Raw genomic sequence first — 21,637 nt, 5'->3', positions numbered from 1 at the left:
ACCGCGACACGGCGGTTTCTTTACCGCATCACCAGTCGCGCCAGGCGGGTCCGCCGCTCGCGCGCACCGGACTCGCGCACGGCCTTGGCCAGCGCGGGCCCGGCCGCCTGCACCACCGACAGGTGCCGGCGCGCCAGCCCGAACGCGGTGGCCACCAGCGGCCGCGACAGCCCCTCCGGCACCAGCACCGCCACGACCGCCGGACGGCGCGTCCCGCGCGCCTGCGCGACCGGCACCGCCCAGCCGTGCCGCAGCCGGGCCGCGTCCGCGGGCGCGACCGTCACGGCGCCGCCGGGGAACTCCACGTCCAGGCCGTGCGGGCCGCCGCCGGTCACCACGCCGGTCTCGCCGACCGCGGCCCGGGGGAGCGGCGCCGCCACGACCACCCGGTCGCCGGGGTCCATCCCGCCGAACGCGCCGGGGCCGGGGTTCAGCCGCGCCTTCAGTGCCGCGTTCAGCGCCGCCGCGCCCGCGTCGCCGCCCGACGCCGCCGCGACGACCTGGACGTCCTCCACCGGGATGCCGAGCGCCCGCGGGATCGAGTCGGTGACGAGCTGGACGGCCCGGTGCACCGCCTCCGCCGGGTCGGCGGCCGGCACGATCACGACCTCGCGTCCCGGCGCGTCCACCGCGACCAGCTCCCCGCCCCGCACCGCCTCGGTGAGCGCCGCGACGGGACCGGACGGCGGCTCGGCGTCCAGCGCGACGACCGGGACGGTCTCCGACGCCTCCAGGTCGTCCAGGGGGCGGCCCGGCCCGGCGGGCGGCGGCGAGCCGGGCTCGGCGCACAGCACGAGGTGGGCGCCGTCCGGGCACGCCTCGACCAGGACCGCGCACAGCTCGACGTCGAGTGCCGCCGCCTCCGTCACCACGAGGAGGTCCAGCTCGAACGGCCGCTGCTCGCCGCGCCCGTACACGACGGCGCCGGGCGCCGCGGCGGCGTCGTCCTGCGGCTCCAGCAGGCGGTGCAGGCTCGCCACCACCGGGGCCGGCCCGTCACCGGGGAGCGCGGCGGCGAGGTCGGCGGCGGCCCGTTCCGTCGGCGCGGTGACCGCGGCGCGCAGGCCGGCCGCCGCGGCGGCCGAGGCGATGCCGGCGGCGGTCGCGGCGAGGGCGTCCGGGGCGCCGCGCAGGACGCTGACGCCGGTGCGCAGCGCGGCGGTGAGCGCCAGCGAGCGGTCCTCGGGCAGCCCGGCGCGCAGCTCCTTGACGGCGGCGTCGTCCAGCAGCGGCACGGCGGTGAGCGCCAGCCGCTGGAACCCCTCGGCCGCGGCCTCCTCCGCCAGCGCCCAGCGCTCCACGCCGAGCGTCTCCTCCGGCTCGGGCGGTTCGGCGTCCTCCTCGAACGACTCCTCGCCGAAATCCGGCTCCTCGGTCAGCGGCAGCACCTCGCCCTCGTCCAGGGCCGCCTCGACGGCCCCGCCGGGGTCGGCGACCTGCGCGCGTTGCAGGTCGGACACGACGTCGGCGAGAGGGGTGACGGTGTGGCCGCGGCGGGCCGCCTCGGTCAGCAGGTGCAGGACGAGAGCGCGGCCGCGGCGCGGGTCGTCGGGCCGGGCGTCCGGGCCGAGCAGGGAGCGCGCGAAGTGGTCGGCCTGCGCCGGCCGCAGGCCGGGGACGCGCAGCAGCCGCCACGGGTCCTCGCGCAGCCGCCCGGCGGCGCCGGCCCCCAGCCGCGCCGCCGCCCGCGCGACGAGCGCGGCGGGGACGCCGGCCGCGGCGAACAGCTCGGCGAGCGCGGCCAGGTCATCGGGCGTGGCGGCGCCCGCGGGCCCGGACGCCGGCGCGGCCGGTGCGGCGGAATTCCCGGCGGCCTGCGGGCGGCCGGGCCTGGGGGCCTCGGCGGCCTCGGCGGGCGCCGCCGGAGCGGCGGGCCGCTGGGCGCGGGCCGCTTCGGCGGCGCGGGCGCCGGCGGCCTCTGCCGCGCGCAGCGCCTCGGCGGCGCGGGCGGCGCGCTCCTGCGGGGTCTCTGCCGCGCCGGGCGGGCCGCCGGCAGGCGTGCTGTCGGGCGAGATGTCAGGTGGGGTGTCGGTCACGGGCTTCCCGTCGGGGCTTTTCACGGTTGGCGGTGGACCGTCCCGAGCGTGCCACGGACGGCCCGCCCGGTCACGGATGGGCCGGGGACATGTCGGAGACGTCGTCCAGCGCGGCCCGGATCTCGTTCGGCAGCGTCAGGTCCTCGCTGTCCAGGATGGCCTCCAGCTGCCCCGCGGTCCGGGCGCCGACGATCGGTGCCGCCACCCCCGGCCGGTCCCGGACCCAGGCCAGCGCCACGCTCAGCGGCGACACGCCGAGGCCCTCGGCGGCGGTCACCACCGACTCCACGATCCGCGCGCACTCCTCGTCCAGGTAGGGCTGGACGAAGTCGGCGAAGCGCGGCGCGGCGGCCCGCGACCCGGCGGGGATGCCGGTGCGGTACTTGCCGGTGAGCACGCCCCGCCCGAGCGGCGAGAACGGCAGCAGGCCGGCCCCGGCGTCCAGCGCGGCCGGCACCACCTCCCGCTCGATGTCGCGGCTCAGCAGCGAGTACTCCAGCTGCGCCGACACGACCGGGGCGCGGCCCGGCCAGGCGCGCTGCCACGCGGCGGCCTTGGCGATCTGCCAGCCCGCGTAGTTGGACACCCCGACGTAGCGGGCCCGTCCGGAGGACACCGCCTCGTCCAGCGCCGACAGGGTCTCCTCCAGCGGCGTCGCCGGGTCGTAGACGTGCAGCTGCCACAGGTCGACGTGGTCGAGGTCCATCCGGTCCAGGGAGGCGTCCAGGGCGCGCAGCAGATGCCGGCGGGAGCCGTCGTAGCGGCCGTTCGGCCGGATCGCGGCCTTGGTGGCGATGACCAGGGCGTCGCGGTCGACGACCTCGCGCAGCAGGTGCCCGAGGATCCGCTCGCTGTCGCCGTCGCTGTAGACGTCGGCGGTGTCGACCAGCGTGCCGCCGGCCTCCGTGAACGCCACGAGCTGCGCGACGGCCTCGTCCGGATCGGTGTCCTGGCCCCACGTCATGGTGCCGAGGCCCAGCCGGGACACCAGCAGCCCGCTCCGCCCGAGGTGACGCTCCTTCATAGGCGGTCAATGTAGCGGGCATCGCGCCGGCCCCACCCTGCCGCCACCGCCCGCGTCCGCCCGGTGACGGGCGCGGCGGCAGGTGGACGGAAGGTGACGCGAACATGAGCATGGCGCGTCCCGGCAGTAACGGATCAGGGTGTTCCCGCTGGTCGGAGGCGCGGCGGACGTCCCGGAGCAGGCGGCCGGGAACCGGGAGGCGGCAGGCGGCGGATACGCTTCACCGGGGATCGGGCGCCGTGGCCGATCTCGCATTCGGAGGGAACCCGCCGCTCGTGAACGTCGTGGAAGCGACCGTGCTCGGGGTCGTCCAGGGGCTCACCGAGTTCCTGCCGATCTCCAGTTCCGGCCACCTGCTCATCGTGCCGAAGCTGCTCGGCTGGAAGGACCCGGGGGCGGCCTTCACCGCCGTCATCCAGCTCGGCACCATGGCCGCCGTCGTCATCTACTTCTGGCGCGACCTCGTCCGCATCCTGACGACGTGGACGAAGAGCCTGTGGACGCCGGAGCTGCGCCCCCAGCAGGACGCGCGGCTCGGCTGGTACATCGGCCTCGGCACCGTCCCGGTCGCCGTCGTCGGCCTCGCCCTCAACGGCTTCATCGAGAACGGCGCCCGCAACCTGTGGCTGAACGCCTCCTCGCTGATCGTCCTCGGGCTGCTGCTGATGGTCGCCGAGTGGGCCGGCATCGGCAAGCGGGAGGTCGCCGACCTGAACCTGCGCGACGGCCTGGTCATCGGCGGGTTCCAGGCGCTCGCGCTGATCCCCGGGTCGTCGCGGTCGGGCTCGACGATGACCGGCGCGCTGTTCCTCGGCTACACCCGCGAGGCGGCCGCCCGGTACTCCTTCCTGCTGTCGATCCCCGCGGTGGTGCTGTCGGGGCTGTTCGAGCTGCGCAAGGCGTTCGACGGGTCGCTGCAGGTCGTCCCGACCGCGATCGCGACCGTGGTGTCGTTCGCGGTCGGCTACGCCTGCATCGCCTGGCTGCTGAAGTTCCTCACCCGGCACTCCACGAACGTCTTCGTGTTCTACCGGGTGGCGCTCGGCGGCGTCCTGCTCGGCCTGCTCGCGGCCGGCGCGATCTCCGCGACCTGAGCCGCCGCCGGCCCCGGCCGCGCGCCGCGCCCGGGCCGGACGGGCGTGAAGATCCTGGTGGGATCTGTTCCGGCGGTCGCCGCCGGGCTAAAGTGCCGGGCCATGGCCCCAGCCTCGTTCTCGATGCACTCGCCGGAGGCGCCGCAGGGCGCCGGCGGGCCGCCGGCCGGCCCGGTGTTCGGCGCCGGCCCCGGCGACGACCCGGGCTACCTCGCCTCGCTGCGGGACGCGACGGTGCTGGGCCGGATGCGCCTGACGATGCTGGTGCTGGTCGGCGCGCCGGTGCTGATCCTGGCGCTGACCCCGCTGATCGTCGACAACCGCGGCGGCGCGGCCGGGGACGCCCCGCCGTGGATCTACGCGCCGCTGCTGCTGGCGGCGGCGGTCGCGGCGCTGGCCGGGCCGCGCGCCCCGCTGCCGATGGCGCCGGGCGCCCCGCCCGCCGTCGCGGCGCGGCTGGCGCTCGTGCAGTTCCGGCAGGGCGTGCTGCTGCGGTTCGCGCTCGCGGAGGGCGTGATCCTGCTGGGGCTGCCGCTGGCGATGATCGGGCATGCCGAGGTGGTGTTCGCCGCCGGGTTCGCCACCGGCTACCCGCTGCTGCTGTGGCTGGCGCTGCCCACCACGGGCGGCGTCGAGCGGCTCCGCCGCCGGCTGGAGTCGCGGGGCGCCGAGTCGCACCTGTGGGCGGTGCTGCTGGCCGCGCCCCCGCCCGAGCCCGCCTCCGCCGGGAGGCCCGGACCGGACGCCCCGTGATCCGCGCGGCGTCCCGCTAGAGCCAGCCGCTCTTGCGGAGCCTGAGGTAGAGCAGGACGCAGACGGCCGCCATCAGCAGCAGCACCACCGGGTAGCCCCACGACCACTTCAGCTCGGGCATGTGGGTGAAGTTCATGCCGTAGATCCCGGCGATCGCGGTCGGCACCGCGATGATGGCCGCCCACGCGGAGATCTTGCGCATGTCCTCGTTCTGCTGCTTGCCGAGCAGCGCCAGATGCGCGTTCAGCACGCTGTTGAGCAGCTCGTTGTGCGCGTCGACCTGCCCGTCCACCCGCAGCAGGTGGTCGAGCACGTCGCGGAAGTACTCGCGGGTCCCGGCGCACTCGGAGACGCGGCCCTTGGCGATCTCCTGCAGGACGGGGACGAGGGGGTCCTCGGCGGTGCGGAACTCCAGCACCTCGCGCTTGAGCGAGTAGATGTCGGCGGTGACGTCGCGGGCCCGCGGGTCGAACACCGCCCGCTCCAGCCCGATGATGTCCACCTCGACCTCGTGCGCGACCAGCCCGTACCGGTCCACGACCTCGTCGCACACCGCGTACAGCACGGCGGTCGCGCCGTGCTTGAGCAGGTCCTTGTCCTCCTCGAGGCGCCTGCGGACGGGCCCGAGCGGGTTCCCCGCCCCGTGCCGGACGGTCACGGCGAAGTCGGCGCCGAGGAACACCATGATCTCGCCGACCTCGATGTCGGAGGTCTCGTCGATGTAGGACAGGGTCTTCAGCACCACGAACAGGGTGTCGCCGTAGCGCTCCATCTTCGGCCGCTGGTGCGCCGACACCGCGTCCTCCGCGGCGAGGGGATGCAGCTGCAGCTCGTCCTTGACGAGCTCGAACTCCTCCTCGTCGGGCTCGAACAGGCCGATCCACAGGAAGCAGTCGCCGTTCGCCCGGGCGAGGTCGAAGGCGTCGCTGATGTCGCCGTCGATATCGCTGCGGACACCGCCGGCGTAGATGGCCTTGTCCACGATCACGCCACGCATTGTCGCGCATCCGCGGCGCCGCGCGGAATCGCGCCGGTGATCACATCCGCTCCGCCCATCTCCTACAGTGGCCAGTTGTGACGACGCTTCTCCTGGTAAGGCATGGCCTGACCGCTATGACCGGGCCGGTGCTGGCCGGCTGGACCCCCGGCGTGCGGCTGGACGAGCGGGGCCGCGCGCAGGCCGCCGCGGTCGCCGGGCGGCTGGCGGCGCTGCCGCTCGCCGCCGTCGTCTCCAGCCCCCTCGACCGGTGCGTCGAGACCGCGGAGACGCTCGCCGCCCCGCACGGCCGGGACGCCGGCGGCGCCGTCGAGAAGGTGGAGACCGACGAGCGGTTCGGCGAGGTCCGCTACGGCGACTGGACGGGCCGCCCGATCAAGGAGCTCGCCGAGGAGCCGCTGTGGCGGGTGGTGCAGGCCCACCCGAGCGCCGCCCGCTTCCCCGGCGAGGACGGCGAGGCGATGGCGGACGCCCAGCACCGCGCGGTCGCCGCCGTCCGCGACTGGAACGAGCGCGTCACCGCCGCCCACGGTCCCGGCGCCCTGTACGCGGTGTGCAGCCACGGCGACATCATCAAGGCGATCGTCGCCGACGCGCTCGGCCTGCACCTGGACCAGTTCCAGCGGATCCAGGCCGACCCCGCGTCGGTGACCGCGATCCGCTACACCGAGCTGCGCCCGTTCGTCGTCCGCCTCAACGACACCGGCGGCGACGTCGCCGATCTGCTGCCCGCCCCGGACGGGGACGATGACCGGAAAACCGGACCCGGGGCAAGTGACGCGGTCGTCGGCGGCGGCGCGTAGGGTCGATGCCATGCCCGTCATCTCCTACGACCTGCCGGAGCGGTTCGTCGCCGGCGCCGTCGGGCGCCCCGGCGACCGCGCCTTCTACCTGCAGGCCCGCGCCGGCCGCCGGGTGACCAGCGTCGGCCTGGAGAAGTTCCAGGTGACGCTGCTGGCCGAGCGCCTGGAGGAGCTGCTGGACGAGGTGCTGCGGCGCACCGGCGGCGAGGCGCACGTGCCCGCCGTCACCCCCACCGAGCTGCGCGACGACGCCCCCCTGGAGCAGCCGGTCGAGGAGGAGTTCAAGGTCGGCACCATGGCGCTGGCCTGGGACCCCGACGACGAGCGCGTCGTCATCGAGGCGCAGGAGGTCACCGAGACCGAGGAGGACGCCGAGGTCGGCGAGGACGACCCGGCCATCGCGGTGCTGCGGGTGCGGATCAGCGCCGCGCAGGCCCGCGCGTTCGCCGAGCGGGCCCTGCAGGTCGTCGCGGCCGGGCGGCCGCCGTGCCCGCTGTGCGGCCTGCCGCTGGACACCGAGGGCCACGTCTGCCCCCGCCAGAACGGATACCTGGGCTGAGATGCGCGAGGTCGGCACGCCGGGCCCGGCCGCGTCCGCGGACCGGGACCCGCACTGGATCACCGGCGGGGCGGCCGGGAGAATGAGCGCATGACGCAGTCCTCCCGGGACCGTGCCCCCGCCGAAGACCCGTCCGGCGACCGGGTCTCCCCCCGCGACGTCCCCGCCGCCGAGCGGCTGCTGCTCGGCGGCCGGCTGGCCATCGAGGGCCGCCTCGTCCAGGCGTCCAACGCCACCCTGTACTGCACCATCGAGCACGACGGCGTCAGCGCCGCGTGCGTCTACAAGCCCGTCGCGGGCGAGCGGCCGCTGTGGGACTTCCCCGACGGCACCCTCGCCGAGCGGGAGGTGGCCGCCTACGAGGTATCCAAGGCGATGGGCTGGGGCACCGTCCCGCCGACCGTCCACCGCGACGGCCCCTACGGGCCCGGCATGGTCCAGCTGTGGGTGGAACCCGACCCCGACATCGACCTCGTCGAGCTGTCGCGCTCCGACGACGAGGCGATCCGCCGGATGTCGGTGTTCGACGCCGTCGTCAACAACGCCGACCGCAAGATCGGGCACCTGCTGCCGCCCGGCGACGGCCACGTCTACGGCTGCGACCACGGCGTCTGCTTCTCCGTGGAGTACAAGCTGCGGACGGTGCTGTGGCAGTGGCGCGGCAAGCCGCTCACCTCCGAGGCCGTCGAGGCCCTCACCCGCGTCGACCGCGCCCTGCGCGGCGGCCCCCTGGCCGCCCGCCTCGCCGAGCTGCTGACCGCCGACGAGGTCGACGCCACCCGCCGCCGCGTCGAGCTCATGCTCAAGCACCGCATCCACCCCTACCCGCCCGAGGACTGGCCCGCCATCCCCTGGCCGCCCCTGTAGGTCCCGTACCCCGGCGTTCGGGTGGGTTTGGGGGGAGTGCTCCAATGAGGGGCATGTGTACGGCGATCATCAGTGTCGACCCCTCCGCCGCCGCCCCGGTGCTCCTCGCGGGCGTCCGGGACGAGTTCGTCGCGCGGGAGTGGGAGCCGCCGGGGCGGCACTGGCCGGACCGGCCCGGCCTGGTCGGCGGCCGCGACCTGCGGGCCGGCGGGACCTGGTTCGCCGTGGACCCCGCGGCGCCGCGCGTCGCGCTGGTGCTGAACGGGCGCGGCCGGATGGCGCCCGAGGACGGCCGCGCCACGCGCGGCGAGCTGCCGCTGCGGATGGCCGCCGACGGCAAGCTCGGCGAGCTCGGCCTCCCCGCGTTCGACCCCTTCCATCTCGTCGGCGCCGAGCCCGACCGGGTGCGGCTGTGGAGCTGGGACGGCGCCGAACTCGTCGAGCGCGACCTCGGCCCCGGCCTGCACATGATCGTCAACAGCGGGCTCGAGGGCGAGGGGCAGCAGGAGGGCGGGACCGAGGACGCCTACATGGGGGCGCGGCTCGCCCATTTCCGGCCGCGGCTGGCCGCCGCCCCCCGGCCCGAGCCGCGCGCGGGGGAGGACGTCCGGACGGCGTGGGGAGCGTGGCTGCCGCTGCTGGAGGGCGACGGCCTGCCCCGCGCCGACCACCGTGCCCTGCTTCCGCTGCTGGACATGGGCGAGGGCCGCGTATGGGGCACCACCTCCGTCAGCCTGGCGGCGCTCGCCCCCGGCGGTGTCCGCTACGACTTCTCCGCCGCCCCCGGTGACGGGGCGGCCTGGTCGCGCGTGCTCTGACCCGCCACCCGCGACCCGCCGCCTCCGACCCGCCGCCTCTGACCCGCCGCCTCTGACCCGCCCGCGACCCGCCGCCCGCCGCGTTTTCCTCCCCGTGTCCCCGCGACCATGACGCTGAGTGCTAATTTGACTACCTAATGCGATCTTCGTGGCGGGGCCGCGCCGGCCCGGCCAGCGGATCGCCCTGGCAGTCGGTCATCAGCAGACGGGGGAGTGCGCAGATGACAGCAGGGAGACGGGGGGCGGCGGTCGCCGCCGGGCTCGGCGCGGCCGTGCTCGGCCTGGCGGCCTGCGGCGGCGGCGGGGGCGGCGGCGGGGGGAGCGCCGGCGGCACGCTGAAGGTCGTCGGGTCCTCCGACGTGGACCACCTCGACACCTCCAGCGTCTACACGACCTGGGGCAACATGCTGGCCCGCCAGTTCGCCCGGACGCTGTTCGGGTTCAAGGCCGCCAACGACTTCGACGACGCCATCAAGGTGCAGCCGGACGTCGCGCAGGAGATCCCCACCGCGCAGAACGGGGGCCTCAGCCAGGACGGCAAGACCTACACCATCAAGCTGCGCACCGGCGTGCTGTGGAACACCAGCCCGCCCCGCGAGGTCACCGCGCAGGACTTCATCCGCGGCGTCAAGCGGGTCTGCAACCCGGCCAAGCCGTCGGGCGGCAAGGCGTACTACACCGAGACCATCGCCGGGATGAGCTCGTTCTGCAAGGGCTACGGGGACGTCGACCCGAAGAACGCGTCCGCCCTGGCCGCCTACCAGAACGGCCACGACGTGGCCGGGCTGACGGCCAAGGACGACAAGACCCTCGTCATCAAGCTGGTCCAGCCCGCGAGCGACTTCACCAACATCCTCGCGCTGCAGTTCGCGGCGGCGGCCCCGGCCGAGTACGACCGGTACATCCCCGACAGCCCGCAGTTCCGCCAGCACACGGTCTCCGACGGCCCGTACCAGATCGTCTCCTACACGCCGAACAAGCAGTACGTCCTCGACCGCAACAAGAACTGGAAGGCCGCCTCCGACCCGACGCGGGCGCAGAACCCCGACCGGATCCAGGTCACCATGGGGCAGGACTCGCCCGACGTCGTCCAGCAGCAGATGGAGCAGGGCTCCGCCGACCTCGCCTGGGACCAGCCGGTGCCGACCTCCCGGATCCCGAGCCTGAAGTCCAACCCGAACTTCAAGATCATGGAGGGGTCGTCCAGCAACCCCTACATCGTCTTCAACACCCTCAGCCCGAACAACGGCAAGGCGCTGGGCAAGGCGCAGGTCCGGCAGGCGATCAACTACGCGGTCGACAAGACCGCGCTGATCCAGATCTACGGCGGGCCGGACGTCAGCGAGGTGCTCAACCAGGTCATCCCGCCGCGCAGCGTCGGCTACCAGCCGTTCAACCTGTACCCGACGCCCGGCAACGCCGGCGACCCGAACAAGTGCAAGCAGCTGCTCGCGCAGGCCGGGTACCCCAACGGGCTGACGCTGAAGTTCCCCTACCGGGTCTCCAGCAACCACCCGAAGGTCGCGCAGTCGGTGCAGGCGAACCTGAAGGCGTGCGGGATCACCGCGAACCTCACGCCCGACACCAACGGCACCTTCTACAACACCACGCTGGTGACCCCCGCCGACGCCAAGGCCGGCAAGTGGGACATCGCCGGCCCCGGCTGGGTGCCGGACTGGTACGGCAACAACGGCCGCACCAACATCGTGCCGCTGTTCGACGGCCGCCAGTACGGGCCGAACTCCACCAACTACGGCGACTACAACAACCCGAAGGTCAACTCGCTCATCGACCAGGCGCTGAAGGCCAAGGACGTCAACACGGCCGCCGGGTTCTGGGCGCAGGCCGACAGGCAGATCATGCAGGACGCCGCGGTCGTGCCGCTGATGAACCAGAAGTACCCGATCTTCCACTCGTCGCGGGTGAAGAACGCGCTGTACCTGCCGCAGTACCAGGCGTACGACCTCAACCAGATGAAGCTCTCGTAGCCGGCGGCGCCCGGGCGCCCGCCGGCGGCGCCGCGCCCGGGCACCGGCCCGCCCCCGCCGTGCGGGCGCGGGCCGCCGGCCGGGCGAACGCGGACGCGAAGGGGCGTCGATGAGTCTTCTCGAGGTGACCGACCTGCGGGTCTCCTTCAGCACGCCGGACGGGGTGGTGCGCGCCGTGCGCGGCGTCTCGTTCGAGGTGGACCGGGGCCGCACGCTCGGCATCGTCGGCGAGTCGGGCTCGGGCAAGAGCGTCAGCACCCAGACCCTGATGGGCCTGACGCCGGGCGCGAAGGTGAGCGGGCAGGCCCTGTTCGAGGGCGCGGACCTGCTCACCGCGGGGGAGCGGCGGATGCGCCAGATCCGCGGCGCCGAGATCGGCATGATCTTCCAGGACCCGCTGTCCAGCCTGCATCCCCTGTACCGGGTGGGCCGGCAGATCGAGGAGATGATCCGCGCGCACGAGCCGGACACCGACCGCCGCGCGGCCCGCAGGCGGGCGGTGGAGATGCTCGGCACGGTCGGCATCCCGCAGCCCGCGCAGCGCGCCGAGGAGTATCCGCACCAGTTCTCCGGCGGCATGCGGCAGCGCGCGATGATCGCGATGGCGCTGGTGCTGAACCCGAAACTGATCATCGCCGACGAGCCGACGACCGCGCTGGACGCGACCGTCCAGGCGCAGATCCTCGACCTGATGCGGCGGCTGCAGCGCGAGTACGACACCGCCCTCATCATGATCACCCATGACCTCGGCGTGATCGCCGACATGGCCGACGACGTGCTGGTGATGTACGGCGGGAAGGCCGCCGAGAAGGCCCGGCGGCGCCCCCTGTACTACCGGGCGCACCACCCCTACACCAAGGGGCTGCTGCAGTCGACGCCGTCCGCGGCCGCCGGCGCGGACCGGCTGCGGCCGATCCCCGGGCAGCCGCCGAGCCTGATCAACATCCCGTCGGGGTGCGTGTTCCATCCGCGCTGCGAGTACGCGATGGACCGGTGCGTCACCGACGAGCCCGCCCTGGACCCCGTCACCGGCGACGACGACCCGTCGCACGTGTCGGCGTGCTGGCTGCCGCACGAGGCGGTCGGGCTCGGCGAGGACGCCGAGCGGCTGCGGCTCCGGGCGGTCGAGGCGGGCCGCGTGCGGGCGCGCCCGGCGGCGGCCGCGCGCGGCGGCGCGCCCGAGGCGTCCGGTGCGGTCGACGCCGCCGCCCCGGAAACGCAGGCCCCCGGGACGCAGGCCCCGGAGACGGGCGCGGAAGGCGAGGGCGGCGGCGGTCCGCGGGACGGTGCGGACGCGGGCGACGACGACGGCACGCGCGGGCACGGGCCGCGCGGGGACGGCACGCGCGGGGACGGAGGCGCCGGGTGAACCACGACGCGAGCGGGCGCAGCGGCGGGAGGGGCGCCGGGCAGGGCGAGGTCCTGGTCTCGGTCGACGGCGTCCACAAGCACTTCCCGATCAGGCAGGGGATCGTCTTCAAGAAGGAGGTCGGCCGCGTGCACGCGGTCGACGGCGTCGACCTGGAGGTGCGGCGCGGCGAGACCCTCGGGATCGTCGGGGAGTCCGGCTGCGGGAAGTCGACGCTGGCGCGCTGCATCACCGGGCTGCACCGGGTGACGGCGGGCCGGATCATGTTCGAGGGCGACGACATCACCCGGCTGGGCGGGGCGGGCCTGAAGGCGTTCCGCCGCGACGTCCAGATGATCTTCCAGGACCCGTACGGGTCGCTGAACCCGCGCCGCCGGGTCGGCTCCATCATCGGCGACCCGTTCGCGGTGCACTCGATCGCGGCGGGCGCCGAGCGCAAGCGGCGGGTGCAGGAGCTGATGGAGCTGGTCGGGCTGAACCCCGAGCACTACAACCGGTTCCCGGCCGAGTTCTCCGGCGGGCAGCGGCAGCGGATCGGGGTCGCGCGGGCGCTGGCGCTCAAGCCGAAGCTGATCGTGTGCGACGAGCCGGTGTCGGCGCTGGACGTGTCCATCCAGGCGCAGGTCATCAACCTGCTGAAGGACCTGCAGGACGAGATGGGCCTGACGTACGTGTTCATCGCGCACGACCTGTCGGTCGTCCGGTACGTCAGCGACCGGGTCGCGGTGATGTACCTCGGCAAGGTCGGCGAGGCCGCCGAGGCGGAGACGCTGTATGGGCGGCCCCGCCACCCCTACACGGCGGCGCTGCTGTCGGCGGCGTCGATCGCCGACCCGGACGAGGCGGAGCGCGCCGAGCGGATCGTGCTCACCGGGGACGTCCCGTCGCCGATCGAGCCGCCGCCGGGCTGCCGGTTCCATCCGCGCTGCCCGAAGGCCGCGGACCGCTGCATCCGGGAGGACCCGCCGCTGATCCCGCGCGAGGGCGATCCCGAGGACCACGTGACCGCCTGCCACTTCCCGGTCGAGCCGGGCGAGAGCCTCGCCCACAAGCAGGCGGCGATCGCGCAGGTCTCCACCCAGCCGGAACTCCCGGAGGTCGAGGAATGAGCAGCTACACCGATCTCGAGGCGCAGGAGGTGGACCCGGAGGCGGGCACCGTGCCCGCCCGGGTGCAGGGCCGCACCCCGTTCCAGCTGGCGTGGGCGCGGTTCCGGCGCGACCGGCTCGCGGTCGTGTCCATCGTCGTGCTGGTGCTGATCGCGCTGTTCGCGATCCTCGCGCCGGTGTGGGCGGACCTGACCGGCCACCCCTACGACGCGACGTTCCCCAAGACGGGCCTGGACGTGAACGGGCAGCCGCGCGGGCCGTCCGGGACGTTCTGGCTCGGCGCCGACCAGCTCGGCCGCGACGTGCTGGTCCGCGCCGCCTACGGGGCGCGGATCTCGCTGGTGGTGGGGATCCTGTCGGCCGTGCTCGCCTCGATCGTCGGGACGCTGGTCGGGGTGCTCGCCGGGTTCGTCGGCGGGGTGATGGACACGCTGCTGGCGCGGCTGATGGACATGACCCTCGCGCTGCCCTACCTGCTGGTGGCGATCATGCTGGCGACCACGTTCCAGATCTCCTCGGTCGGCGCCAGCCTCACGCTGACCATCCTGGTGATCGCGTTCTTCTCGTTCGCCGCGTTCGGCCGGATCATCCGGGGCCAGGTGCTGTCGCTGAAGCAGAAGGAGTTCATCGAGGCGGCCCGCTCGCTCGGCTCCTCGAACGCGCGGATCATGTTCGTGGACGTCCTGCCGAACCTGGTGGCGCAGGTCACCGTGCTGACCTCGCTGCTGATCCCGACGTCGATCGTGTTCGAGGCGACGCTGTCGTTCCTCGGCGTCGGGGTGCGGCTGCCGATGCCGTCGTGGGGGTCGATGCTCGGCGAGGGCAGCGACGTGTTCCAGACCGCGTGGTGGCTGCTGGCGGTGCCCGGCGTCCTGCTGCTGCTGACCACGCTGTCGTTCAACCTGCTCGGCGACGGGATCCGGGACGCCCTGGACCCGCGCGGCGACCGGGCGACCGGGGGGAAGTGAGCGCCGATGATCCGTTTCGTCATCCGCCGCCTGCTGTACGCGATCGTCGTGCTGTGGCTGGTGTCCACGCTGGTGTTCGTGTTCCTGCACGTCTCGCCCGTCCCGGTGGAGCGGGTCATCGGCGGGCCGCGCGCGACCACCGACACCCTCGAGCAGATCCGCCGCAACCTGGGCCTGGACCAGCCGGTCATCGTGCAGTACGGGCAGTTCCTCGGCCGGCTGCTGCACGCCAACCTCGGCGACTCCTACATCAACGGGGAGCCGGTGACGACCCTGATCGGGGACCGGCTGCCGACCACGCTGTGGCTGGTGTTCGGCGCCGGCATCATCTGGTTCGTCGGCGGCGTCGTCACCGGGGTGCTGTCGGCGACCCGGGCGCGCAGCCTGTCCGACCGGTTCGTCACGGTGTTCGTCCTGGTCGGGCTGTCGACGCCGCCGTTCGTGATGGCGCTGGTGCTGCTGTTCGTGTTCTCCACCAAGCTGAGCGAGGCGGGCATCTACTTCTTCGAGGCGGGGCCGCCGCTGCAGATGCACTTCTGGCGCCGGATGATCCTGCCGTGGATCGCGCTGGCGTTCCTGATGGTCGCGGCGTACACCCGGCTGACGCGCGGCGCGATGCTGGACGTGCTGGGGGAGGACTACGTCCGGACGGCCCGCGCCAAGGGCCTGTCGCGGCGCCGCGTCGTCTACCGGCACGGTTTGCGGGCGGCGCTGACCCCGGTCGTCACCCAGTTCGGCATCGACCTCGGCGCGCTGATCGGGTCCACGATCGTCACCGAGAAGGTGTTCGGGCTGCAGGGGGTGGGGCAGCTGGTCTACCAGTCGATCTCGCTCGGCGACACCCCGGTGATCATCGGGGTGACGCTGATGGTGACGTTCTTCGTGATCGTGGCGAACCTGCTGGTGGACATCGGCTACTCGTTCCTGGACCCGCGGGTGCGGCTGTCCTGACCCCGTCCCGCGCGGGGGACGGGGGGCCGCCCGGGGCGGTCACGATGCGGACACTCGGGACGGTCAACCCGATCTCGGAGTAATTCCGCGAGGTGGGCATGGATAAGCTTTCCGTATGCGATCGTGGCCCGCCTCCGACGTCCCCAGCCTCACCGACGCGGGACTGCCCGCCACGGCGCGGCGGCTCAGCCTGTACGACACCGGAACGGGCACGGTGCGGCCCACGGCCCCCGGCGCCACCGCGCGGATGTACGTCTGCGGGATCACCCCCTACGACGCGACGCACCTCGGCCACGCCAACACCTACCTCGCGTTCGACCTCGTCAACCGGGTGTGGCGTGACCTCGGGCACACCGTGCACTACATCCAGAACGCCACGGACGTCGACGACCCCCTTCTGGAACGTGCCCGGGAGACCGGGGAGGACTGGCGGGAGCTGGCCGACCGGGAGATCCAGCTGTTCCGCGACGACATGGCGGCGCTGCGGATCCTGCCGCCGGACCGCTACGTCGGCGCGGTCGAGTCGATCCCGCTGATCGTCGAGATGATCGAGAAGCTGCGCGGCCGGGACGCCACCTACGAGATCGACGGCGACGTGTACTTCCCGGTCGCCGCCGACCCCGCGTTCGGGCAGGTCAGCCGGCTTTCGCGGGAGGAGATGGGGCCGCTGTTCGCCGAGCGCGGCGGCGACCCGGACCGGCCCGGCAAGCGCGACCCGCTGGACGCGCTGGTGTGGATGGCGCGGCGGCCCGGCGAGCCCGGCTGGGACTCCCCGTTCGGGGAGGGCCGCCCCGGCTGGCACGTGGAGTGCTCGGCGATCTCCATCGAGTACCTCGGGATGGGCTTCGACGTCGAGGGCGGCGGCTCGGACCTGGCGTTCCCGCACCACGAGATGGGCGCCTCGCACGCGCAGATCGCGACGGGCGAGCGCCCGCACGCCCGCGCCTACGTGCACGCCGGGATGGTCGGCCTGGACGGCGAGAAGATGTCCAAGTCGCGCGGGAACCTGGTGTTCGTGTCGAGGCTGCGCGAGGCGGGCGTCGACCCGATGGCGATCCGGCTGGCGCTACTGGCCCACCACTACCGCGCGGACTGGGAGTGGACGGACGCGCAGCTGCGCGAGGCCGCCGCCCGCCTGGACCGCTGGCGCGCCGCGACCGCGCGCGCGGCCGGCCCGCCGGCCGGCGCGGTCGCCGACACGGTCCGCGAGCGCCTCGCCGACGACCTGGACACCCCGGCCGCGCTCGCCGCGATCGACGCGTGGGCCGGCGCCGAGGGCGCCGACGAGGCGTCGCCCGCGCAGGTCCGGGCCCTCGCCGACGCCCTGCTCGGCATCACCCTGTGACCGGCGCCCCGAATGCGCCGGGCCCGCGCACGGCCGGTCACAGCAGGCCCGCCAGCTTGTAGAGGACGAGCGAGCCGGCCACGGCGACGTTGAGGCTGCTGCCGTCGCCGACCATCGGGATCTCGACGGCCTCGTCCAGCAGATCGAGGGCCTCGGCGGGGATCCCGTGCCGCTCGTGGCCGAGGACGGCCACGGTCCGGGTCCGCGCGGCGGGCAGGTCGGCGAGCCGCACCGCCTCGTCGGCCAGCTCCACCCCGACCACCCGGGTGCCGGCGCCGCGGGCGCGCTCCAGCCAGCCGACCGGGTCGTTCACCCAGTGCACGCACGCCGGGCGGCGCAGCGTGTTGCCGCGTTCGAGGGCGGCGGGCACCCACGGGAACCGCGGGACGGCCAGGCAGGCGCCGACGGCGTCGCAGGTCCGCAGCAGGGTGCCGAGGTTGGCGCCGTGCAGCGGCCACAGCGGCGCGGCGATCAGATGGTCCCAGCAGGAATGGGCGCGGCCGCGGCGCTGCCGGCGCAGCTCGCGCGGGGGCCGCACGCGGATCGCGGGCGGCCGGGAGGGGCGGGTCACCGCCTCCGAAGGGCGGCGCCCCTCACATCGCTGATGCTCATGGTGGGCGCACTTGTCGGCGTGCGCGGGCCATCACCGGCGGGTCTCTCAACCAGGGGAGTGTAGCCCGGTAGAGTCCGCGGCATGCGCATGGAACTGGTCGTGCTGATGCTGCCGGGCGTTCTCGTCGCGCTGGTGGTGTTCGCCTCGGTCAAGCGCCCCGACGAGCCCGGGGAGTGACGCCCGGTCAGCCGGGGTCGCGGCGCCGCAGGTAGCGTTCGAACTCGCGGGCGATCGCGTCGCCGCTGGCCTCGGGCAGCTCGGTGGCGTCCTTCTGCTCCTCCAGCGTCCGCACGTACTCGGCGACCTCGGAGTCCTCCTCGGCGAGCTCGTTGACGCCGTTCTCCCAGGCCCGCGCCTCCTCGGGCAGCTCGCCCAGCGGGACGGTGACGTCCAGCAGGTCCTCGACGCGGCGCAGCAGCGCCAGCGTCGCCTTCGGCGACGGCGGCTGCGCGACGTAGTGCGGGACCGCCGCCCACAGCGACACGGTGTCCAGGTCGGCCTTCGCGCAGGCGTCCTGCAGCACTCCGAGGATCCCGGTGGGGCCCTGGTAGCGGGCCGGCTCCAGGTGCAGGGTGCTGACCAGCCCGGCCTCGGACGCGGCGCCGGTGACCGGCACGGGGCGGGTGTGCGGCGCGTCGGCCAGCAGCGCGCCGAGCAGCACCACGTTGCGCACGTCCAGCTCCAGCATCAGCCCGACCAGCTCGCGGCAGAACGACCGCCACCGCATGTTCGGCTCGATGCCGTGGATCAGCACGACGTCCTTGCCGTTGGGGAGCCGCGCCCAGGAGATCCGGGTGGTGGGCCAGGTGATGTCGCGGGTCTCGCCGTCGACCATCTCCACGATCGGGCGGGTGACCTGGAAGTCGTAGTAGTCGTCGGGGTCGAGCTCGGCGACCGGTACCGCGTCCCAGCTGGACTCCAGGTGCTGGATGACCCCGCTGGCGGCCTCCCCGGCGTCGTTCCATCCCTCAAAGGCGGCCACGAGTACCGGTTCGACCAGCTCCGGCACGCTCTCCAGCTCGATCACGCGCTGCCTCCTTCCGACGCCTGGGTACAGCGTCACCGGCGGGGGTCTCATTCCCGGGGCCGGGGGCCCCGCTCATGATCGGTGGCTGTCAGCCTACGTCCTGACAGTGACCTACCCCACCGTTCCGCCGCCAGACCCCCGCGCTGTACGCCCGCGGCGGAACGGAGGTCACGATCGGATCACTTGCCGTCGGTGGTGTGCACGATCAGCACGTCGCACGGGGAGCGGTGCGACAGGTTCGCCGGGACGGAGCCGAGGATGCGGCCGGCGAGGCTGTTGAGGCCGCGGTTGCCGATCACCACGAGCTCGGCGCCGCGCTCCTTGGCGAGGCGGCTGATGACGTCGACGGCGTCGCCCTCGACGGACTCCTGCTGGATGTCGCGGGCGCCCGCCGCCACGGCCCGCTCGCGCGCGGCGCGCAGCGCGTCGTCGGCGGGGGTGGAGCCCTGCACCTTGTAGGCCAGATCGCCGAGCCGGTCGGCGGCGCTGGCGCGCTCGCGCTCGGGCATCGGGCTGTAGGCGGAGGCGAGCAGCAGGGTGGCGCCGGTCGCGGCGGCCAGCTGCGCGGCCCGGTCGACCGCGCGGAACGAGGTCTCCGAGCCGTCGGTGCCGACGAGGATCATGCGGTACGCGCTCATGCCGCTCCTTACCGGTTGGTAGTAACTGGGGGCACGTTATCGGTCGGGTGACCCATCCGTCACCGTCTTCTTGCACGGCCCGTCCAGTTCCGCCATGTGGACGGATCGGAGGGCGCCGGGGACCCGCCGATAAACTGGCATCCCATGAGCACTCCCGTCCCGCCCTCCCTGCGTCAGGCCCTGAAGGAGCGCGTCGTCGTGGCCGACGGGGGCATGGGGACGATGCTCCAGGACGCCGGCCCCACCCTGGACGACTTCCAGGGATACGAGGGCTGCAACGAGATCCTCAACGTCACCGGGCCCGACATCGTCCGCTCCGTCCATGACGCGTACCTCGCGGCGGGCGTCGACTGCGTGGAGACCAACACCTTCGGCGCCAACCTCGGCGAGTACGGCATCACCGACCGGATCTTCGAGCTGGCGGAGGCGGGCGCCCGGATCGCCCGCGCGTCCGCCGATGCCGCAATGTCGGCGATCCTGGAGGCCGCGCGGGAGCACCGCGCCGACGTGATCGGCATGTCCGGGCTGCTGGTGAAGTCCACCGTGGTGATGAAGGAGAACCTGGAGGAGCTGAACGCGCGCGGCCTGGCGGGGGAGTGGCCCGTGCTGCTGGGCGGCGCCGCGCTCACCCGCGCCTACGTCGAGCAGGACCTCGCCGCGCTGTACGACGGCGAGGTCCGCTACGCCCGCGACGCGTTCGAGGGCCTGCGGCTGATGGACGCGTTCATGGCCGTCAAGCGCGGCGAGGAGGGCGCGAGCCTGCCGCCGCTGCGCGAGCGGAAGGTGCGGCGGGGCGCGACCCTCAAGGTCACCGAGCCGGAGAACATGCCCGCCCGCTCCGACGTCGCCACCGACAACAAGGTCCCCGAGCCGCCGTTCTGGGGCGACCGGGTCGCCAAGGGCGTTACCCTCGCCGACTACGCCGCCTTCCTCGACGAGCGCGCCACCTTCATGGGCCAGTGGGGCCTCAAGCCGTCCCGCGGCGGCGACGGCCCGACCTACGAGGAGCTGGTGGAGACCGAGGGGCGGCCCCGGCTGCGGATGTGGCTGGACCGTGTCCAGACCGAGGGCCTGATCGAGGCCGGAGTCGTGTACGGGTACTTTCCGGCCGTGTCGGAGGGCGACGACCTGGTCGTCCTCAACGAGGACGGGTCGCGGCGCGAGCGGTTCACCTTCCCGCGCCAGCGCCGCGACCGGAGGCCAAGTACTTCAACACCTGAGATTCCGGCGCGCGGCGGTGGTCCGGCGCGCGACGGTGGCGACGAGGGAAGGATGGACGATTTGGGGGACGGGCGCGGCGGCCTGCAGGCCGTGCTGTTCGACATGGACGGGCTGCTCGTCGACTCCGAGCGGGTCTGGCTCGAAGTCGAGGCGGAGGTCGTGGCGTGGCTCGGCGGTGAGTGGAGCGAGGAGCACCAGCGGGCGCTGGTCGGCGGCTCGCTGAGCGTCGCCGCCGACTACATGCTGAGGCTGACCGGGGCGGACGCCGCGCCCGAGGAGGTCGGGCGGCGGATGCTGGACGGCATGCACGAGCGGCTGAGCGAGAGCGTCCCGCTGATGCCGGGCGCCAAGGAGCTGCTGGTGGAGCTGAAGGACGCGGGCGTCACCACGGCGCTGGTGTCCTCCAGCCACCGCAGGCTCATCGAGCCGGTGCTGGACGCCGTCGGACGGGAGTTCTTCGTGCTCAGCGTCGCGGGCGACGAGGTCGCGCGCACCAAGCCCGATCCGGAGCCGTACCTGACCGCGGTGGCGCGCCTCGGCGCCGTCCCGGGCCGCTGCGTGGTGCTGGAGGACTCCCCGAACGGGGTGGCCGCGGCGGAGGCGGCCGGCTGCGTCACCGTCGCCGTGCCGTGCGTCCTGCCGATCCCGCTCGCGCCCGGCCGCACCGTGGTCGGTTCGCTGCGCGAGGTGACAGTGGAACGGCTGTCCTCGCTGGTCGGGTGAGGTCCGGCGGCGTCCGGAGGGGTTCGCCGGGCGGCCCGCTCGACCGGTTCGACGTGCAACCGTTGCGCGATGTTGATCTCCATCGACGCCGCCGGGGGATCCCTAGGGGACGGGTCACGCCCGAGGAGGAGACCACGATGTCCGCAAACCGTTCGCCGGGAGGAGCGGGATCGGCCCCCGGACGTGTGACGATGGAAGGACAGCGGCGGCACAGCAGCACCGTACGGAGTGAGGGGCCGGCATGAGCGATACGGCGATCGACCTGATCAGCCTCGGGGTGACCCTGGTCGGGCTGGTCATCAGCTGGGGGGTCTACCGGCGCCGCGGCGCGGCGTCGGGGATGCGCGGCGCCGCGCTGTCGCTGGTGCCGCTGGCCGCGGCGATGACCGGGGTGACCGAGTTCTTCGTCGATCTGGCGTTCAGCCCGGTGAAGTGGGCCGGGGCGGGGGTCGCGGGACTGGCCGTCCTGCTCTACCTGACGTCGGGCGCCATGCTGAGCCGCCGCGCGGGCGGCGACGACGGCGGGAAGGGCGCGGCGGGCGGCGCGGGCGGGCCGAAGGCGGCCGGGCGCGGCGGCAAGGCCAAGCCCAAGGGGGAGGTGGGCGGCGCGCAGCCGTCCGGCGACCCCGAGCTGGCGGAGATCGAGAAGATCCTGCGGAACCGCGGCATCTCCTGACACGCGTGCCCCGGACGCCCGTCCGGGTCCGGCGGCGGGCCGGGACGTCCCCTGCGCG

20 protein-coding genes and 1 pseudogene are annotated in these 21,637 nt (G+C 74.0%); 15 read left to right on the top strand and 6 right to left on the bottom strand.

The window, feature by feature from the left end; all coding sequences use genetic code 11:
• Positions 1-20: 20 nt before the first annotated feature.
• Both ACA514_RS39690 and ACA514_RS39685 read right to left on the bottom strand, forming a co-directional pair.
• On the bottom strand, positions 21-2,036 hold the full coding sequence (locus tag ACA514_RS39690) for a helix-hairpin-helix domain-containing protein (protein WP_375046460.1): 2,016 nt from the start codon (positions 2,034-2,036) through the stop codon (positions 21-23).
• Positions 2,037-2,106: 70 nt separating this feature from the next.
• Positions 2,107-3,060: an aldo/keto reductase gene (locus ACA514_RS39685; protein WP_375046459.1), complete on the bottom strand. Its 954-nt coding sequence runs from the start codon at positions 3,058-3,060 to the stop codon at positions 2,107-2,109.
• Positions 3,061-3,335: 275 nt separating this feature from the next.
• On the opposite strand from ACA514_RS39685, the gene ACA514_RS39680 reads away from it, so the two are divergent.
• Positions 3,336-4,154 carry an undecaprenyl-diphosphate phosphatase gene (locus ACA514_RS39680; protein WP_375046458.1) on the top strand — a complete coding sequence of 273 codons (819 nt, stop codon included), beginning with the start codon at positions 3,336-3,338 and terminating at the stop codon, positions 4,152-4,154.
• A 102-nt stretch (positions 4,155-4,256) separates the two neighbouring features.
• Complete coding sequence (locus ACA514_RS39675; RefSeq protein ID WP_375046457.1) at positions 4,257-4,907, top strand: hypothetical protein; 651 nt, start codon at positions 4,257-4,259, stop codon at positions 4,905-4,907.
• 16 nt (positions 4,908-4,923) lie between these two features.
• Here the strand turns inward: ACA514_RS39675 and corA are convergent, their stop codons facing one another.
• The gene (corA, locus tag ACA514_RS39670) at positions 4,924-5,904 is read right to left on the bottom strand and encodes a magnesium/cobalt transporter CorA (protein WP_375046456.1); all 981 of its coding nucleotides are present in this window, start codon (positions 5,902-5,904) and stop codon (positions 4,924-4,926) included.
• A gap of 77 nt (positions 5,905-5,981) precedes the next feature.
• Here corA and ACA514_RS39665 point away from each other — a divergent pair, with 77 nt between their 5' ends.
• From ACA514_RS39665 to mshC, 10 genes are all read left to right on the top strand, one after another.
• A complete protein-coding gene (locus ACA514_RS39665) occupies positions 5,982-6,707 on the top strand; it encodes a histidine phosphatase family protein (protein ID WP_375046455.1) in 726 nt (241 codons plus the stop codon).
• 10 nt (positions 6,708-6,717) lie between these two features.
• Positions 6,718-7,266 carry a DUF3090 domain-containing protein gene (locus ACA514_RS39660; protein ID WP_375046454.1) on the top strand — a complete coding sequence of 183 codons (549 nt, stop codon included), beginning with the start codon at positions 6,718-6,720 and terminating at the stop codon, positions 7,264-7,266.
• Between the two features lie 90 nt (positions 7,267-7,356).
• A complete protein-coding gene (locus ACA514_RS39655) occupies positions 7,357-8,133 on the top strand; it encodes an SCO1664 family protein (protein ID WP_375046453.1) in 777 nt (258 codons plus the stop codon).
• A 53-nt stretch (positions 8,134-8,186) separates the two neighbouring features.
• Positions 8,187-8,951, top strand: a complete 765-nt coding sequence (locus tag ACA514_RS39650) for an NRDE family protein (RefSeq protein ID WP_375046452.1) — start codon at positions 8,187-8,189, stop codon at positions 8,949-8,951.
• A 221-nt stretch (positions 8,952-9,172) separates the two neighbouring features.
• On the top strand, positions 9,173-10,939 hold the full coding sequence (locus tag ACA514_RS39645; RefSeq protein WP_375046451.1) for an ABC transporter substrate-binding protein: 1,767 nt from the start codon (positions 9,173-9,175) through the stop codon (positions 10,937-10,939).
• 109 nt (positions 10,940-11,048) lie between these two features.
• The gene (locus ACA514_RS39640) at positions 11,049-12,308 is read left to right on the top strand and encodes an ABC transporter ATP-binding protein (protein ID WP_375046450.1); all 1,260 of its coding nucleotides are present in this window, start codon (positions 11,049-11,051) and stop codon (positions 12,306-12,308) included.
• Positions 12,305-13,417, top strand: coding sequence for an ABC transporter ATP-binding protein (locus ACA514_RS39635; protein ID WP_375046449.1), 1,113 nt, complete (start codon positions 12,305-12,307; stop codon positions 13,415-13,417). Before ACA514_RS39640 ends, ACA514_RS39635 begins: the two co-directional genes overlap by 4 nt.
• Positions 13,414-14,385 (top strand): ABC transporter permease, encoded by a 972-nt coding sequence (locus ACA514_RS39630; protein ID WP_375046448.1) that lies wholly within the window; start codon positions 13,414-13,416, stop codon positions 14,383-14,385. The genes ACA514_RS39635 and ACA514_RS39630 overlap by 4 nt, the downstream gene beginning before the upstream one ends.
• A gap of 6 nt (positions 14,386-14,391) precedes the next feature.
• Positions 14,392-15,336 (top strand): ABC transporter permease, encoded by a 945-nt coding sequence (locus ACA514_RS39625; RefSeq protein ID WP_375046447.1) that lies wholly within the window; start codon positions 14,392-14,394, stop codon positions 15,334-15,336.
• A 115-nt stretch (positions 15,337-15,451) separates the two neighbouring features.
• On the top strand, positions 15,452-16,681 hold the full coding sequence (mshC, locus tag ACA514_RS39620; protein ID WP_375046446.1) for a cysteine--1-D-myo-inosityl 2-amino-2-deoxy-alpha-D-glucopyranoside ligase: 1,230 nt from the start codon (positions 15,452-15,454) through the stop codon (positions 16,679-16,681).
• Between the two features lie 37 nt (positions 16,682-16,718).
• Here mshC and ACA514_RS39615 read toward each other — a convergent pair whose 3' ends face one another.
• The 3 genes from ACA514_RS39615 to ACA514_RS39605 all read right to left on the bottom strand — a co-directional run bounded on the left by ACA514_RS39615 (position 16,719) and on the right by ACA514_RS39605 (position 18,959).
• Entirely contained in the window at positions 16,719-17,252 is a 534-nt protein-coding gene (locus ACA514_RS39615) for a TrmH family RNA methyltransferase (protein ID WP_375046445.1), read from the bottom strand.
• A 226-nt stretch (positions 17,253-17,478) separates the two neighbouring features.
• Positions 17,479-18,321, bottom strand: coding sequence for a PAC2 family protein (locus tag ACA514_RS39610; protein WP_173093413.1), 843 nt, complete (start codon positions 18,319-18,321; stop codon positions 17,479-17,481).
• A 179-nt stretch (positions 18,322-18,500) separates the two neighbouring features.
• Positions 18,501-18,959: a universal stress protein gene (locus ACA514_RS39605; protein ID WP_375046444.1), complete on the bottom strand. Its 459-nt coding sequence runs from the start codon at positions 18,957-18,959 to the stop codon at positions 18,501-18,503.
• Positions 18,960-19,103: 144 nt separating this feature from the next.
• Here ACA514_RS39605 and ACA514_RS39600 point away from each other — a divergent pair.
• The 3 genes and pseudogenes from ACA514_RS39600 to ACA514_RS39590 form a co-directional block, all read left to right on the top strand.
• A pseudogene (locus tag ACA514_RS39600) lies at positions 19,104-20,156 on the top strand (homocysteine S-methyltransferase family protein); the annotation flags it as partial.
• 75 nt (positions 20,157-20,231) lie between these two features.
• On the top strand, positions 20,232-20,903 hold the full coding sequence (locus ACA514_RS39595; RefSeq protein WP_375046546.1) for an HAD family hydrolase: 672 nt from the start codon (positions 20,232-20,234) through the stop codon (positions 20,901-20,903).
• Between the two features lie 241 nt (positions 20,904-21,144).
• A complete protein-coding gene (locus ACA514_RS39590; RefSeq protein ID WP_375046443.1) occupies positions 21,145-21,579 on the top strand; it encodes a hypothetical protein in 435 nt (144 codons plus the stop codon).
• Positions 21,580-21,637: the final 58 nt, after the last annotated feature.

It is taken from the genome of Actinomadura sp. NTSP31 (genome assembly GCF_041951385.1).
GTDB lineage: Bacteria > Actinomycetota > Actinomycetes > Streptosporangiales > Streptosporangiaceae > Spirillospora > Spirillospora napierensis.
Note: the sequence above shows the minus strand (reverse complement) of the source record. Positions and strands in the feature narration are given on the sequence as shown.